Raw genomic sequence first — 16,720 nt, forward strand, 5'->3', positions numbered from 1 at the left:
AAATAAATTATGTATTCTTACTTATACAACTATTAAACATTATTGTTTTTAGCCATTCTTATCAATCAAAAACCAAGCATTTCAAAACTACCTAAAAACTAGGTGATTAGGCTAAAAACCACTTTAAAAAAAGCTAAAAACAGGTATTAAACTAGGCTAATTTTCCTTTTGAAAACATAAAAATGAAAATAAAATTATTTTTTATTCTAATTTTCATTTTTTAGTAAACCCTTTTAGCAATTAACGCATTTAAGGTTCGCTTTTTATCCCAAAACACCTTAACCTTTTTCTCTTTCTTTATAATTGAATATCTACAATTTCCATGAGAAATAATAGAATATGAGGCAAAAAAAAGTCCGTAATTTATCTCATCACGAACTTGTTTTTCTAAAATAAAACAAAATTATTTCTTTATTTCAAAAACGATTTTACCATCTTTTTTTAGCTCCATATTTCCTTGGTGTTCTGTATAAATGTAGTTTTCATTATGATACTGTATACCGGAGCCTGTTGTATCTCCTTTTAATTCTATGGTTTGCCCATCAAGCAAAAACGTAGCCTGGTTTAAGGTATTATTGAAAGACATTTGCAACTTTTTCCCATTTTTATCGATCACTGTACTTTCTACCACATCATCTTTATGAGTAAAAACAATTTTGCCATCTTTTGTCAATTCTAAATCTCTACCCTTACCTCTTAATTCATAATGATCGTTTTTATACCAAATGCCTGAAGCTGGCTTTTGCCCTTCCAATTCGATCTTTTCTCCATTTAAAAGAATTGTAGCTGTGTTTTTCGTATTATTAAAAAACATCACGAGTTTTGAACCGTCTTCATTAACTAAAGAATCTGTTATAGTTTCTTCCTTAACTGTAGTTGTATCGGTATTATTTGTTTCTCCTTTTTTTGAGTCGCTATTGCAGGATGCCAAAAACAAACCACCTATAATTGCTATTGTAAATACTCTTTTCATCATAATAAGTTTTCATTAATTTATGTGAGTTAAACAACAAAAACATGACCAAAAATTAAATTTTAATGTAGAAAGTTATTTCCATCGTTTATGCGACCATAACCATTGAGCTGGATCGCAAAAAATGCTTTGCTCAAGTTTATTAATAAATAATTGTGTGATCTCATTTTCTTCGGTTTGCTTTGGATCGGTTGTAATTAATGAAAATTTAAGCGCCCAATTACTGTTATTTTTTGTTATTATTTCTAAATACAATACAACTGAATTTGTTGCTTTAGCTAATTTTTCTGCTCCAGTAAAAAAAGTGGTGAGCTGATTCATGAAGCTAAAAGTAGATTTTACAGCTACTCCTGGAAATTGATCTGCCAGAAATAGCGACATTTGCGGTTTATTATTTTCCCTTAATAAAGTTCGGAGTGCCTGATTTGCAGGAATCATTTTCATTCCAAACCTGGTTCTCAACTTATCGATCAGCTTACTCATAACCAAACTACTCAACGGTTTGTAAACGGCATTAACCTGAAAAGGAATTATTTCTGGTAAAATATTAAGATATTCCCAATTTCCATAATGACCAAGCATAACGATTATATCCCTTTCTTGCTTAAAGTAAAAATCTAAAAGCTCGATATTATCGATTCTTACCTTCTTTAATAAATCTTTTTTGGAGATACTAAGGAGTTTAATAGTTTCAATTACCATATTAGTTAAATTAGCATAAAATGCTAAAGCTGTTTGCTTAATGGCGGCATAGGATTTTTTTGGAAAACAGCGTGATAAGTTCTGAATGATAACTGGGTAACGATACTTTAAAACTGAATAAGATAATTTATATAATACTTTACCGAAGGTGTATTTTAAAAAATTAAGAGGCAGCAAACTAATTAATAACAAAACAGCATAAATAATCCAATATGCAAAATATTGACCTATTTTATCAACCAATTTAAATAGAAACATATATAAAATGGCTTAATGCTTTGCGTCGTCAGTATCATGAATACTGTTTACAACTGGATAAATTGCTAAAAATAGAATGATTAGAATTACTAGTCCGATGGAGCCAAGCATTATAAATATTTCTGAACAGATCATAAGGTTTCATTTTAAAATGAGACACTCAGATATTGTTCTACCCCTATTGGTTTATTAAAATATTTGAATTTCGCTACAAGAACTTACAGCATTGAGTTTTGGCAATTTTGCTTAACCAGGTAAAGATTTTAGTTTTAGATTCATCAAAAGTTGAAATGCAATTCCAAGCTTCAATAAATGTTTGTTCTAAAACATATTCGGCATGCTGCTGATTTGATAAGGTTCTGGAGATAGATCCGTACAATGCTGCAGCATATTGCTGGTATAAAGTTTTAAAGGCTTTTAAATCCTGACTTCTAAGCTCATAAAAAAATGAAGTTTGGTGAGATAACCAAGGTTTGAAGTTTTCTTTTTCAGTATAATTTGTAGAAGTTGTAACCATGGTAATCGTTTTGCCCTTATATAAATCATCAACTCTATTTAGGACACAATTGTTTAACATTACACTAATAATCAAACAACTACAAAGAATAAAAGGCTTTTTTTTATTTTATTTTATGAAAAAGCCTTGAATTTAGAATCACTAAATTCAAGGCTAAAAGTTTTTATGCAATATTATTTACTTTTAAAAATAACTACAGCAAGTGGAGGTAAATCTACAGTAATTGAAAACTGCTGATTATTATAGTCCTCTTTGCTTGGAATGATATCACCTGTATTTGATTTACCACTTCCATAAAATTCTTTAGAATCGCTGTTAAATAACTCCTTCCATTTAGTTTGAAATGGTACACCTATTTTATAATTTTCTCGAATAACTGGCGTAAAGTTTAAAGCAATAACTAAAGTATCTTTTGCCTTTGTACCTTTACGCATATAAACAAATACAGATTCGTTGCTATTATCGGCATCTAACCATTCAAAACCTTCATAACTAAAATTATAGTGGTGTAGTGCAGGTTCCTTACGATATAAAAAATTTAAAGCTTTTACTGTTTCCTGCATACCTTTATGTGGCGCATATTGGAGCAAATGCCAGTCTAAGGATTGAGTGAAGTTCCATTCGTTTGTATCTCCAAATTCATTCCCCATAAATAAAAGCTTCGCACCGGGGTGCGTAAACATGTAGCCGTAAAGTGCTCTTAAGTTTGCAAATTTCTGCCACTCATCACCTGGCATTTTATACAACATCGGCGATTTTCCATGCACCACTTCATCATGAGAGAAAGGAAGCATGAAATTTTCCGTAAAAGCATAAGTCATGCTAAAACTCAACTGGTTTTGATGGTGTTTTCTGCCAATGGGATCAACTTTAAAATACTTCAAGGTATCGTTCATCCAGCCCATCATCCATTTCATACCAAAGCCAAGTCCGCCGGCATAAACAGGATGCGTTACACCTGGGTAGGTGCTACTTTCTTCGGCTATGGTTTGTACACCTTCAAAATTACCATAAACAGCTTCGTTCAAATCTTTTAAAAACTGAATGGCACCTAAATTTTCACTTCCACCATATTCGTTTGTTGCCGCATCTGCTTCTTCTCTCGAAAAATTAAAGTAAAGCATAGAGGCTACTGCATCAACCCTTAATCCATCTGCATGGTACTGATCTAACCAGAATAGTGCATTGCTAATTAAAAAAGATCTGACTTCATTTCTGTCATAATTAAAGATATATGATTTCCAATCGGGATGAAAACCCTTGCGCATATCTGCATGTTCGTACAGGTGTGTACCATCAAATTCATACAATCCATGCCTATCACCAGGAAAATGTGATGGTACCCAATCTAAAATAACCGCAATATTTGCTTTATGCAGTTCATCAATTAAAAACATTAAATCCTGTGGTGAGCCATAACGAGAGCTGGCTCCAAAATACCCTGTAATTTGATATCCCCAGCTAGGGAAATAAGGAAATTCCATTACTGGCATTAGTTCTACATGGGTAAAACCCATTTCGGTAATGTATGGAACCAATGTTTTTGCAACTTCTCTACAATTTAAAACCCGTTCAGGGTCCTCAGGATCGCGCTGCCAAGAACCTAAATGCAATTCATAAACGGAAATTGGCTGATCTAATGCATTTAATTTTGGGCGCTTTTTAAGCCATGCTTTATCCTTCCAGCTATAATCGGTATCCCAAACTATAGAAGCGGTTTTCGGCGGGTGCTCCCATCGCCTTGCGTAAGGGTCTCCTTTTTCGTGCTCCGAATCGTCAAAGCCTTTAATAAAATATTTATAAACTTCTCCTTTGGTTACATTCGGAATAAATCCTTCCCAAATACCTGATGCATCCCAGCGTTTATTTAGAATATGGCTTCCACGATTCCACCCATTGAAATTTCCAATAACGGTAACCTTAATGGCGTTTGGTGCCCATACAGAAAAATAGGTGCCCGCAGTATTCTCTACCGTTAAAAGGTGGCTACCCATCTTCTCGTATAAACGAAAATGTTTTCCTACCAAAAACAAGTCAACATCGTAATTACTAAACAAACTATAAGCCCAAACTGGTTGGCTTTGATCAATTTGTGGTACTACTGCTTTTTTTGCAGGAACTTTTTTAACTGCTGACATATTTTTTTTGGCTAGATAATTTTAGCCCCAAATACTAAACAGCATTTGGGGCTAAAAGATTTACAGACCGAAAATCTGTATTTCGGAGAAGTTTTTATTGCACTTAAATTGTACGCAATTTTTATCGTCGGTGTAAAAATCTTTAATTTCTTTATCATCCACCATAACTTTTCTTACCTGAAATTTAACACCCATTAATTTACATGCATACAGCTCATAATTAGGCGTATACAAACCTTCGCTTAGCTGTACAATTTTTAAGTTTTGGGTATCACCTTTTACTGTAAATTTCTTTTCCAAATAAATATCTTGCTCATAGGCGAAAGTATCGCCATGATCTTCATACATAAATGAATTTACTTCATAATCGCTGTAATAAATATTTAGGGTTACTTCAGAAATTGCTTTTTCATCCACATATTGCATCACTGGATATTCAGGAATAACCGATCCTGCCCTTACAAAAATAGGCATGCTATCTATTTTGGCTTCCACAGTGTGCTCACTTTCTCCGGCAAGCACCTCATTAGTCCAATAATTATACCAGCTACCTTTTGGCAGGTAAACAACACGAGATATTGCACCTTGCTCTAAAACAGGGCAAATTAAAAGTTTATCACCGTAGGTAAATTCATCCTGACGGAAGTGATTACTAATGTTTTCTTGTTCCAACATGACTAGTGGGCGCAATATTGGGAAACCATAACGGTGATGTTCCCAGAAAACAGAGTATAAATAAGGCATTAATCGGTACCTTAATTCTATAAACTTGCGATTAATATCTTCAAAAAACTCTCCAAAGCTCCATGGTTCTCGTTCTGCGGTATCTCCTGCAGAGTGTGCACGCATAAAAGGAGAGAAAGTTCCTAACTGAATCCAACGAGAGAAGAGTTCTCCATCAGGCTCGCCACTAAAACCACCAATATCGGTACCACAAAAAGGAACACCAGATACAGATAAACGTTGGCATTGGATATTTCCGATTTTCAGATGCTCCCAAGTTGCGATATTATCCCCTGTCCAAACACTTGCATAACGCTGCATACCCGAATAACCCGCTCTTGTAATGGTAAAAGGGCGTTTATTACGCATTAGTTTTTTCAAACCTTCGTAAGTAGAACGAACCATTTGCATACCATAAACGTTATGCGCTTTGCGATGTGAACCCCTGAAACCATCGTAATTATGGCGAACATCATTAGGGAAAGTCCCTGATCCAAATACTGCTGGTTCATTCATATCGTTCCAGAAACCTGCAACGCCCATTTCTACTAACTCCTTGTACAAATTACCAAACCAAGTACGAACTTTAGGGTTTGTAAAATCAGGGAATTGGCAACGACCAGGCCAAACATGCCCTTCCATATAATAATCATCGCTTCTGCGACAGAAAAATCTTTTCTCTTTTCCTTCTTTAAAAACCCAGTAATCATCATCAACCTTTATTCCAGGATCAATCATTACTACAGTTTTAAAACCATCATCAGATAGTTCTTTAATCATCCTTTTTGGATCAGGAAAGTATTTTTTATTCCAAGTAAAGCAGCGGTAACCATCCATATAATCGATATCCAGATAAATGGCATCACAAGGGATTTTACGATCTCTAAACTGCTTTGCAATTTCTTTTACCTTAGTTTCAGGATAGTAGCTCCAACGGCACTGTTGATATCCTAATGTCCATTTTGGAGGCATAGGATGTGTACCTGTTAAACTTGCATAACGTTTTACAACATCCATCATGTGTGGGCCATGGATATAATAATATTGCAATTCGCCTCCATCTGCCCAAAAACTGGTTTTATTTACATCTTCGCCACCAAAATCAAAATAAGATTTGAAAGTGTTATCGAAAAATATTCCATAGGCTGCCTGATTATGGATCCCCATATAAAATGGAATGGTTCTGTATAAGGGATCTTGGTTCCAGCCGAATGAATAGGCATCTGTATTCCAGTTTTCAAACCTACGTCCGCGGAGATTAAAGTTTCCAGATTTATCGCCCAAGCCAAAGAAATTTTCTTCTGGATGGCATTTTTTTGTTGCAAAAATATAGTAACCGCCAAAATCTACGTTTTCTTCCCAATGCATAGAATTGGCTTCATCAACCATTAATAAATTGGTGATATTATCATGGAAGGAAATATGAAAATTAGCTTTTTCAATTTTGCAGGTTACTGAATGTGTAGATACGGTATAACTATCATCATGCTCCTGCATTTTAAATAAGGATACTTTTTGATCTACTTCAGGTACTGCGTAAGAAAAATCATCTAAAAAAACACCGTGTGGTGCCAAGCGAACTCGGATAATATCATCACTTACTACCCTAATTTCGACGCGGGCATCTCCATCAGAAAAATAGAATCTATTTCCTTCTTTTTTTACTTTTTTTACTTCGCCAAGGTATTGCTTTACAATTGGCTTTACAGATATATCTACTGGGTTATTTAAGTGCTGTATCTCTTGCTCTTTCTCAATTAACTCATTGATTTCGTCTTGCTTGTCGTTTTGCGGTTCCATCCTATTTTTTCAAAAATTTAAAAATATCCAACTCTCAAACCGGAATGTGCTTAAGAAAGTACTATAATACAAATATTTTATAAAAGGGTTGTATTAAATCATAAAAAAGGAAAAACAAACAATTTAACATTATGTGTGGTTCAAATTGATTTAAGTTTAATACTGCAGTAAAAATTAAGGGTATAAAAAAGCCTCCAACACTTTAAAAGTGCGGAGGCTTTGGAGAGAAATAAATATGTTTATGGATTAAATGTAAAGCCCAAATAGTAAATGGCACCAGCTTCTGGATTACCAAAAGATGTGTTATAGTATTTATTCAAAACATTTGAACCACCTAATTTAATTACAGACATTACTGATGGAACTCTTAAACTAACTTGAGCATCCAAAGAGCTGTAAGCTGGAACATCGCCAGCTGCAAAAGAAGAATTCCAATAGAATTTATCCTGCCATCTGTAAGAAACATTGAAGCCAAAGTTTTTGATTACTTCCTTATTTCCTAAGCCTAGGTTGTAACGGATTTTTGGTGTATTGAAATCATTGATGTAATTATCAGGTAAATCACCAATTTTATTGTAAGAAACGTTTCCACTAACGTTGTATTTACCAATCAGATAATCAAGACCTAATGCTGCACCGTAAGAGGTTACTTTGCCCGTAGCATTAACTGGAACGCCATATTTAACATAATCTGTTGTTGCGCCAACTTGTTGGTAAACGTTTACTGCAGTAATAAAATCTTTGTATTGGTTGTAATATGCATATGCATCAATTAAAAATTTAGGGCCTAACAAGCCTTTGTAACCAATTTCAAAAGCTTGCACACTCTCTGGTCTTACCCCTCTGCTATCGAAAGTATATTTCTGTAAAATTCCGGCAGTTGGCAAACCACTAACTTGTGCAGCCTGATAAGCTCTATAACTACTTTCTGTATACCCTTTAGTAGCTTCGGTACCTAAACCATATTTTGCTAAACTCTCTGGCAAGCCACCAATAAGCCTTTGAGAACCGCCACCAACAGAAAGATCAATATATTGATTTTGTGTAGTAGGATTACGATAACCTGTTTGGTAAGATAAACGAATGTTATTGTTTTTAGCTACAGTAAATACTCCAGTAATTCTTGGTGTAAAACGACCTTCAAAGTTGGTACTTTTATCGTAACGACCAGCAACTGTTAATTTGAAAAATTCGCCAAATTTCTTTCCTGCCTGAGCAAAGGCGCCATATTCGTTAATATCAATTTTACGATTTAAATCATCGAAAATTGTTCCTGCAGATCTTAATTGAAATAACCTTGATGATGCACCTACCTGAAATTCAATCACATTATTAAAGGCATTTGTAAAATTATACATTCCTTCATAATGATATAAGTTTGTTTTATCGTCAAATTTTGCCCCATAAACACCAGTAGCAAAATTTGTTGCACTGATATTTGTGTTCATAATTGCCTGTTTGGTTGTTTCAAAAGCCGCTGAACCTGGTAATGCTCTGTTTGCATCGGCAACTGATCTTGCGGCTGCATTTGCGGCTGCATCAGAAGCGCCCTGAGCCTTTGCAGTTGCATAAGCTGCAGTATAAGTTGGAAACCAGCTTGCTTTTGAAGGATTTATTTTCTCGTTAATGTAACTACCTAAGATTGAAGATATATATGAATCTCCTGATCGTTCTTGGGTCGTATATGCTTTAACAAAGAAATCTTGTCCTTTTAATTCTAATTTATATTGGCCGATATTAAAATTTCTTAAAGAGTAACGATCTGAACCTGTATAAACAGATGTACCCGTTCCCCAATTTGCCTGTGCTACCAATTGTATTGTTGGTGTAAAATTATAGTATAAGCCGCCAGATAATTTCATTGATTTAGTATCATAATCAACTAAATCTGCTTCGTTATACCCGGTACGGGATACAGCTTGATTTGATATTAAACCATTCTTTAATCCATAAGCTAAACCAAGATATGGCAAGCCTGGTTTTAATGCTGCAAACGCAGGATTTGTATTAATTAAAGTAGCCAAATCGCCATATTTTAATGTAGGGAAAAGCCCCATAACATTATTAAAGCCTGCAATAGCTGGTGCAAGTTGAGGATTAGCTGCCATTCCAGCAGCTACAAAACGAAGGTTTGCATTAACCTCATCACCATAACTGTTTACACCATCATAATTTGGATCTGAGTTACGATCGCCAGGTTTAACACTATTTGCTACACGATCATAGTTTGAATAATTATTGGCGAACCAATCTTTAGCTTGTAAAAAAGAGAAAGCTGCTTTTACACCAAATTTATTGTTCCATGATTTTGCCAAACGAACATCCAATTGATTAAAAGGCTGTACACTGCTATTTGCATCGTTTACGTGGTTTACACCTGTTTTATATTGAAAACTAGCTCCAGGATATTTAAAAGGATCTTTTGAAGTCATTAATAAAGTTCCATTAATTCCGCCAGCACCATATAATGCAGATGAAGCGCCTGGCAAAAGCTCTACATTATCCACATCAAGCTCGGTAATACCAACAATATTACCAACAGAAAAATTTAATCCTGGTGCCTGATTATCCATTCCATCAATATATTGGTTAAAACGAGTATTTCCATTTGAGTTAAATCCACGTGTATTAATAGATTTAAACGTTAAACTTTGCATACTGGTTTCTACGCCCTTCATATTACTCAAAGCATCATAAAATGACGGAGCAGCAATTTCTCTTATCGAAGCAGCACTTAACCTTTCAATAGAAACAGGAGACTCCAAAATACGTTCTGGTGTTCTGGATGCAGATACAACTACATCACCGCCTAAAACAACAGCAGTTTCCATTTCTATATTAACATTGCTTGTGCTACCAGTTACCTGTTGCTCTACCGTACCAAAACCTACTGATGAGGCTACAATAGTAAAAGGAACCTTTGCTGTGGTGGTAAAAGAAAATATACCATTACCATTTGTGGCTGCACCACCAGATTGACCTTTTATGGTAATACTAATCCCGGCCAACGCCTCTTTAGATTGCTTATCTTTAACGGTTCCACTTACCGTAATGCTTTGTGCGTGTACCACAATCCCCGTTGCGCATACAAGAAAAAGCACAAAGAAGATCTTTGTAAAAATTCTGCTCATAAATATTATAGTTTGGTTATTGGTTTTTAGTTATATAAACTTAACTGCTTTTTTTCGTTTTAACAAATTATGTATGCATAATAATTTTGAAAATGTAAATATATTCTAGATAGATATTTTTTTGTATTTTGCAGTTTGTATCTATCCGCTCATAATTAAATGATGCCTGGATTTTTTCGCTAACCATATGAATAAAATTAAAGCTGTCTTTTGCATCATCATTCCAATCGCAATAGCTTTCCTCTTCAATACTAAAATAGGCAGTACGCCACCCTTACTAAAATTTTTGAATCCTTTTATGGGTTTTTGGCAAAATGCGGAGAACAATCATTTTATGTTTAACCATAAAGCGAAAATTAAAGGAGCAATTGATGAGGTGCAAATTGTTTTCGACGACCGGATGATTCCGCATATTTTTGCTCAAAACGATCACGATCTTTATCTTGCGCAGGGCTACGTTACGGCAATGCACCGCCTATGGCAAATGGATTTTCAAACTCGTTTTGCTGCAGGAAGAATAAGTGAGGTTGTTGGCAATAAAGCCATTGAAGTAGATCGGTATCAGCGCCGCATGGGCATGGTTTATGGCGCAGAAAATTCTTTAAAAGGAATGATGGCTGATCCAAAGGCCAAAGAAATGATCGAGGCCTATACCGAAGGAATTAATGCTTATATTAAAACACTAAATCAGGCAAATTATCCTATTGAATATAAAATTTTAGATTTTAAACCAGAAGACTGGACACCCATAAAGTGCGCCTTACTATTAAAGCAAATGTCGGCAGTTTTAGCAATGGGATCTGATGAATTTTATATGACTAATATTTTGAGGAAGTTTGGTCCTGAAGTAACAAAAGATCTTTTCCCAGATTATCCTTTTCGTGAAGATCCAATTATCCCGGTTGGCACCAAATGGGATTTCAGCCCCCTACCAATTCCAAAAACGCCTGAATCTTTTACTAAAGCTATAACTGGTGATGTAAAAACAAAAGAAAAAGTAGAAGGTATTGGCAGTAATAATTGGGCACTTTCTGGCTCAAAAACAAAATCTGGTTATCCAATTTTAGCTAATGATCCACATTTAGATTTAAGCCTACCTTCTATCTGGTATCAAATACAACTGCATGCCCCGGGCGTTAATACCTATGGCGTATCGCTTCCTGGTGCACCAGGTGTAATTATTGGCTTTAACCAAAAAATTGCTTGGGGCGTTACCAACGTGGCTGCCGATGTGCTGGATTTTTATCAGATTAAATTTAAAGATAATTCGCACAACGAGTATTGGTACAACAATAAATGGAATAAAACCACTAAACGTTTAGAAACCATCAACATTCGTGGTTCCAAACCAGAAATTGATACCGTTTATTATACACACCACGGTCCGGTTGTTTATTTTCAAAAACCAAAATACAGTAGAGCAAATAATGTTCCTGTTGGCGATGCCTTAAGGTGGATTGCGCATGAAGAATCAAATGAGTTGATGACTTTTTATTATTTAAATCGTGGTAAAAATTATAACGATTATCGAAAAGCCCTAACTTTTTATACCGCTCCTGCACAAAACTTTGTTTTTGCTAGTATAGATAATGATATCGCCATTACACCTAATGGTAAGTTTCCGTTAAAATGGAAAGATCAGGGTAAGTTTATTTTGGATGGAACGGATCCAGCTTACGATTGGCAAGGATGGATTCCTGCAGCGCAAAATCCAACAGTTAAAAATCCGCCAAGAGGTTTTGTAAGTTCAGCAAATCAATCTTCAACAGATAAAACCTATCCTTATTACATTAATTGGGAGTTTTCTCCGTACGAAAGAGGGAAAAGAATTAATGATCGCCTTGCCGTAATGAACCACGCCACAGCTGATAGCATTAGATTAATGCAAACGGACAATTACAGTATTATGGCTCAAAATTTATTACCTGCCATACTTCCGTTAGTTAATACCGAACAATTAAATGCCACGCAAAAAGAAGCACTTGGCTATTTAAATAAGTGGAATAAAAGATACGATGCCAATCAAATTGCAGCCAGTGTATTCGAAATATGGACAAAACGTTTATCATTTGACATCTGGAATGATGAATTTGAAGTAGAAGGTGTTCCAATGCGCTATCCATCAAGAGATAGAACGGTAGAAATGGTTTTGAAAGAACCCAATGCTAAATGGTACGATAATGTTAAAACCAGTAAAAAAGAAACCCTTGCCGATTTGGTTAATGAATCTTTTAAATACAGCTGCGATAGTTTAGAAAAACGTTTTGGTCCAATTAACCAAGATTGGAACTGGGCAAATGTAAAACAAACCAATGTTCCGCATTTGGCCAAAATACCAGGTTTTGGATCGAAAGTTTTAATGATTGGCGGGGCAAAAAGCACAATAAATGCCATCAGCGAAAGCAACGGTCCATCATGGCGAATGGTTATTGAACTGGGCAAAACACCTAAAGGACATGGAGTTTATCCAGGCGGACAATCTGGTAATCCAGGAAGTAAATTTTATGACAACATGGTTGATACCTGGGCAAATGGCAAATTATACGATCTGTTTTACATGCAAACACCCGATGATAAGTCGGGCACAATTATTTCTCGTTTAAAAATATCTAAAAAATAAAAATGGTCTTCATCGTAATATTAATAATTTGTTTCCTTTTACAAATGGTTTTACCCTGGTGGGTTATTATCGTTATTTCGTTTGCCACTTGCGGCATTATTGGTAAAACTGGCAAAATAGCTTTCTGGCAGTCTTTCTTTGCCATATTTTTTCTATGGATAGGTTATTCACTTTTTAAAAGTTTACCTAATGATAACGTTTTGGCTAGTCGCGTAGCGATTATGACGGGTGTAAAAATTTGGTGGTTATTACTTTTGGTTACAGGTATACTTAGTGGTTTAGCAGCAGGAATAAGTGGTTATTGTGGCTATCAATTCCGCAAAGCGATGCTTGTGAAAAAATCTGACGCTTAAATAGCATTATGCTTCGTATTTTTGCCTTGTGATAAAGCATTCAGAAGATATATTTTCCATTCAAAATACGGCCCAGTTTAACGTCGTTGCATTAGAAACCTTTAAATTTCAGGCAAATAATTGTGCTGTTTATAAAGAGTATATCCACCATTTAGGTGTAAATGTTCAATCGGTTAATCGGGTTGAGCAGATTCCCTTTTTACCCATTAGCTTTTTTAAAAGCCACAATATTTTAAGTAGCACGAATCCTATTGAAATTACTTTTAGCAGCTCTGGCACTACCGGAATGGTTACAAGTAGTCATCATGTAACGGATGTAAAACTATATGAACAGAGTTATCTCCAAGCTTTTAATCAGTTTTACGGTAACATAGAAGATTATTGCTTTTTAGCTTTACTTCCTTCTTACCAACAGAGATCTGGTTCTTCATTAATTTATATGGTTAATGATTTAATAGAGAAAAGTAAGCACTCAAAAAGTGGTTATTTTCTTTATAATCATGATGATTTACTCAATACCTTATTAGATTTAAAATCAAAAAACCAAAAAACGGTATTAATTGGGGTTACATATGCCTTACTTGATTTTATTGAGCAACACGACGTTAATTTCCCTGATTTAATTGTAATGGAAACTGGTGGCATGAAAGGGAAGCGCAAAGAAATGGTACGTGAAGAATTGCACGAACAACTTACCAAAGGTTTTGGCATTAAATCTATCCATAGCGAATATGGAATGACAGAGTTACTCTCTCAAGCTTACTCTTTAGGTGAGGGTGTTTTTAATTGTCCAAACTGGATGCAGGTTCTTATTCGAGATACAAATGATCCCTTAACATTAATTGAAAAAGGAAAAACCGGGGGCATTAATGTAATCGATTTGGCTAATATTAATTCTTGTTCATTTATAGCCACTCAAGATTTAGGTAGAATAAATAACGACGGTAGCTTTGAGGTTTTAGGTCGTTTTGATAACGCTGATATTAGAGGCTGCAATTTATTGGTTCAGTAAACGAGAATCAAAACTAAAAGGACTAACTTCTAAAACAGTCATCTCGGAAGCTAAATGATGAAATGGATTCATTATAAAGTTAAATTCGCCATCAATTATTGCTGATGGCACTTTTAACAACAAGAATTTATTCTCTCTTATAAAACTATCCCCAATTTTTTGAAGTTGCATAGGTGCAGGATAAGTTTTCCAATGATCTGGTAAGCTTTTTATTTCAACACTTTCAAAATCAACCTTTGGTAGATTAAAAATTGTTAAGCATAAATTCTTTGAATAGTTCATTGAGTTTTTATTAGCCAAAACTTCCAATGCTGCCAAAGCCCTATTTTCTGCCATATAAAGCATTGGCGTTCCTACAGAATTCCATCGGCCACCAAATAACTTGGCTCCCGTTCCACTAACGTCTTTTGCATGTTTGCAATTAGAAATTCGATATAAAATCATTTAGCTAAAAACACCATATTCTATCCTGCCTAAAACCTTTAACACAAGCTCAAAGCCGATTGAAGTATCTAATAAATTTAATGGAATTTCATCATTAAGGGCTTTATTTGGACTGCGCATCCAGGTGTTAAATGTTTTTGTATCTCCTAAAACATCAATACCGTGCTCATATAAACGAGCCAATTCTATCGCCCTATCGGCGTACTCTGTTTTAACCAAAGTAGTTGGCGTATAACGCTGAAGTGTGCGCCCAGATATATGCAAAACACCAGCAATTTCTTCAATTGTTAAAGATATCTGCTTTGCAAGAGCCGTTAAAGATTTTTTCTGTATGCCTTTACGGGCAACGCTAAGTAAATCAAAATCGCTTGGATCAGCAAATTGATTTCCCATTATTACAGTTAAGGGCTTTGAAACCATAGCAGTATAAGCCACAGCTGGTTCTTCTACTATATTTTTGTTTTTCATACCAGACAATTATCCCTAAATATATGCATTTTGTCTGGTAATTTACTAAACAAAAAAAAATCTCAATAATTATATTGAGATTTTTTAATCTATACATTATTAGCTTTTTACTCAGCAATTAAGAGGAAATAGTTTTTCTTACCTTTTTGTACTACAATAAATTTATCATTTATTAAGTGTTCTTTGTTAAAAATTTGATTTGCATCTCCAACTTTTTCTTTGTTTACAGATACACCACCACCTTGAATTAATTTTTTAGTTTCTCCTTTTGATGGAAACACAGCTGATTTCTCTGCCAATAAAGATGCTACATCAATGCCATTAGCCAACTCAGCCTTAGAAATATTAAATTGAGGAATACCTTCAAACATTTCCAAAACCTGCGCTGATGATAGACTTTTTAAAAACTCAAGTGATCCATTTCCAAATAAAAATTCAGAAGTTTTAATAGCAGTTTCTAAAGCCTCAACCGAGTGCGTTTTTACAGTAATATCTTCAGCTAATGCTTTTTGCAAAATACGTAAATGCGGTGCAGCGTCGTGTTCTTTTTCTAGCGCCTCAATTTCTTCTTTCGTTTTTAAAGTAAAAATACGAATCCACTTTTTAACATCGTCATCAGTAGCATTTAACCAAAACTGGTAAAATTTATATGGTGATGTTTTCTCTGCATCTAACCAAACGGCTCCGCTTTCGGTTTTACCAAATTTGGTACCATCGGCCTTTTTAATTAATTGCGTAGTTATAGCGTAAGCAGTTCCTTGATCTTTTCTTCTAATTAACTCTGTTCCTGTTACAATATTACCCCATTGATCAGAACCGCCCATTTGTACTAAGCAATTATTATTTTTCCATAAATGGTAAAAATCGTATCCTTGAATTAGCTGGTAGCAAAACTCAGTAAAGGAAAGTCCAGAATCACCTTCTAAACGTCTTTTAACACTATCTTTTGCCATCATGTAGTTTACGGTAATATGCTTACCCACATCTCTGATGAAGGTAAATAAGTTCATATCCTTAAACCAATCTGCATTATTAACCATTACAGCACCATTCCCCGCATCTTCAAATTTCAGGAATTTTGCAAGCTGACGTTTCATTCCCGCAAGGTTATGCTCAATCATTTCCTCTGTTTGAAGATTGCGCTCATCCGATTTCCCGGATGGATCACCAACCATTCCTGTAGCACCACCCACTAACGCATATGGCTTATGACCAGCCTTTTGGAAATGAATTAAAGTCATGATCTGAGTTAAATGGCCTACATGTAGCGAATCTGCAGTCGGGTCAAAACCGATATAACCAGAAGTCATACCTTCATTTAACTTTTCTTCAGTATTCGGCATAATATCGTGCAACATGCCTCTCCAACGTAACTCTTCAACAAAATTTGTCATGGTATAAAATTAATTGGGCAAAGATAATTATTAAGCTGAAAGGTTAAAGAAGTTTGGAGTTTTTAGTTAGTAAGAGAATACTCGAAACAAATTGTCTTCTATAATAATAGGAAAGACTAACTACTGTAATTTTTACTTTTTTGCTGCTCCACTAAAAGAAATTAAACGTTTAAAATATTATCTTGCC

At 34.9% G+C, this 16,720-nt stretch carries 12 protein-coding genes; 3 read left to right on the plus strand and 9 right to left on the minus strand.

Annotation, left to right across the window (positions count from 1 at the left end):
* Positions 1-403 precede the first annotated feature (403 nt).
* The 6 genes from EHC72_RS02270 to EHC72_RS02295 all read right to left on the minus strand — a co-directional run bounded on the left by EHC72_RS02270 (position 404) and on the right by EHC72_RS02295 (position 10,242).
* Entirely contained in the window at positions 404-976 is a 573-nt protein-coding gene (locus EHC72_RS02270) for an MliC family protein (protein ID WP_131535867.1), read from the minus strand.
* Positions 977-1,048: 72 nt separating this feature from the next.
* Positions 1,049-1,933 carry a lysophospholipid acyltransferase family protein gene (locus tag EHC72_RS02275; protein WP_131535868.1) on the minus strand — a complete coding sequence of 295 codons (885 nt, stop codon included), beginning with the start codon at positions 1,931-1,933 and terminating at the stop codon, positions 1,049-1,051.
* Between the two features lie 208 nt (positions 1,934-2,141).
* Positions 2,142-2,510, minus strand: a complete 369-nt coding sequence (locus EHC72_RS02280; protein WP_131535869.1) for an RNA polymerase sigma factor — start codon at positions 2,508-2,510, stop codon at positions 2,142-2,144.
* A gap of 113 nt (positions 2,511-2,623) precedes the next feature.
* Entirely contained in the window at positions 2,624-4,588 is a 1,965-nt protein-coding gene (gene glgB / locus EHC72_RS02285; RefSeq protein ID WP_131535870.1) for a 1,4-alpha-glucan branching protein GlgB, read from the minus strand.
* Between the two features lie 60 nt (positions 4,589-4,648).
* Positions 4,649-7,111, minus strand: a complete 2,463-nt coding sequence (locus EHC72_RS02290; RefSeq protein ID WP_131535871.1) for a glycoside hydrolase family 31 protein — start codon at positions 7,109-7,111, stop codon at positions 4,649-4,651.
* Positions 7,112-7,350: 239 nt separating this feature from the next.
* Positions 7,351-10,242: a TonB-dependent receptor gene (locus EHC72_RS02295; protein WP_131535872.1), complete on the minus strand. Its 2,892-nt coding sequence runs from the start codon at positions 10,240-10,242 to the stop codon at positions 7,351-7,353.
* A gap of 187 nt (positions 10,243-10,429) precedes the next feature.
* Between EHC72_RS02295 and EHC72_RS02300 the strand changes: the two genes are divergently transcribed.
* Genes EHC72_RS02300 through EHC72_RS02310 form a run of 3 tightly spaced genes read left to right on the plus strand, consistent with a single transcriptional unit; the run spans position 10,430 to position 14,227 of the window.
* Complete coding sequence (locus EHC72_RS02300; RefSeq protein WP_131535873.1) at positions 10,430-12,862, plus strand: penicillin acylase family protein; 2,433 nt, start codon at positions 10,430-10,432, stop codon at positions 12,860-12,862.
* A gap of 2 nt (positions 12,863-12,864) precedes the next feature.
* Positions 12,865-13,215, plus strand: a complete 351-nt coding sequence (locus EHC72_RS02305) for a hypothetical protein (RefSeq protein WP_131535874.1) — start codon at positions 12,865-12,867, stop codon at positions 13,213-13,215.
* 28 nt (positions 13,216-13,243) lie between these two features.
* Positions 13,244-14,227: a LuxE/PaaK family acyltransferase gene (locus EHC72_RS02310; RefSeq protein ID WP_394346874.1), complete on the plus strand. Its 984-nt coding sequence runs from the start codon at positions 13,244-13,246 to the stop codon at positions 14,225-14,227.
* Here EHC72_RS02310 and EHC72_RS02315 read toward each other — a convergent pair.
* From EHC72_RS02315 to tyrS, 3 genes are all read right to left on the minus strand, one after another.
* Positions 14,213-14,671, minus strand: a complete 459-nt coding sequence (locus EHC72_RS02315) for an RES family NAD+ phosphorylase (RefSeq protein ID WP_131535875.1) — start codon at positions 14,669-14,671, stop codon at positions 14,213-14,215. The genes EHC72_RS02310 and EHC72_RS02315 overlap by 15 nt on opposite strands.
* Complete coding sequence (gene parS, locus EHC72_RS02320; RefSeq protein ID WP_131535876.1) at positions 14,672-15,139, minus strand: type II RES/Xre toxin-antitoxin system antitoxin; 468 nt, start codon at positions 15,137-15,139, stop codon at positions 14,672-14,674.
* A 107-nt stretch (positions 15,140-15,246) separates the two neighbouring features.
* Positions 15,247-16,533 (minus strand): tyrosine--tRNA ligase, encoded by a 1,287-nt coding sequence (tyrS, locus tag EHC72_RS02325; RefSeq protein WP_131535877.1) that lies wholly within the window; start codon positions 16,531-16,533, stop codon positions 15,247-15,249.
* Positions 16,534-16,720: the final 187 nt, after the last annotated feature.

Source organism: Pedobacter nototheniae (assembly GCF_004335085.1).
Taxonomy (GTDB): domain Bacteria; phylum Bacteroidota; class Bacteroidia; order Sphingobacteriales; family Sphingobacteriaceae; genus Pedobacter; species Pedobacter nototheniae.

What these genes read in the sequence shown, in the direction of transcription:
- EHC72_RS02270 (WP_131535867.1), bottom strand. Translation starts at nt 976, where the DNA reads ATGATGAAAAGAGTATTTACAATAGCAATTATAGGTGGTTTGTTTTTG.
- EHC72_RS02275 (WP_131535868.1), bottom strand. Translation starts at nt 1,933, where the DNA reads ATGTTTCTATTTAAATTGGTTGATAAAATAGGTCAATATTTTGCATAT.
- EHC72_RS02280 (WP_131535869.1), bottom strand. Translation starts at nt 2,510, where the DNA reads ATGTTAAACAATTGTGTCCTAAATAGAGTTGATGATTTATATAAGGGC.
- glgB (WP_131535870.1), bottom strand. Translation starts at nt 4,588, where the DNA reads ATGTCAGCAGTTAAAAAAGTTCCTGCAAAAAAAGCAGTAGTACCACAA.
- EHC72_RS02290 (WP_131535871.1), bottom strand. Translation starts at nt 7,111, where the DNA reads ATGGAACCGCAAAACGACAAGCAAGACGAAATCAATGAGTTAATTGAG.
- EHC72_RS02295 (WP_131535872.1), bottom strand. Translation starts at nt 10,242, where the DNA reads ATGAGCAGAATTTTTACAAAGATCTTCTTTGTGCTTTTTCTTGTATGC.
- EHC72_RS02300 (WP_131535873.1), top strand. Translation starts at nt 10,430, where the DNA reads ATGAATAAAATTAAAGCTGTCTTTTGCATCATCATTCCAATCGCAATA.
- EHC72_RS02305 (WP_131535874.1), top strand. Translation starts at nt 12,865, where the DNA reads ATGGTCTTCATCGTAATATTAATAATTTGTTTCCTTTTACAAATGGTT.
- EHC72_RS02315 (WP_131535875.1), bottom strand. Translation starts at nt 14,671, where the DNA reads ATGATTTTATATCGAATTTCTAATTGCAAACATGCAAAAGACGTTAGT.
- parS (WP_131535876.1), bottom strand. Translation starts at nt 15,139, where the DNA reads ATGAAAAACAAAAATATAGTAGAAGAACCAGCTGTGGCTTATACTGCT.
- tyrS (WP_131535877.1), bottom strand. Translation starts at nt 16,533, where the DNA reads ATGACAAATTTTGTTGAAGAGTTACGTTGGAGAGGCATGTTGCACGAT.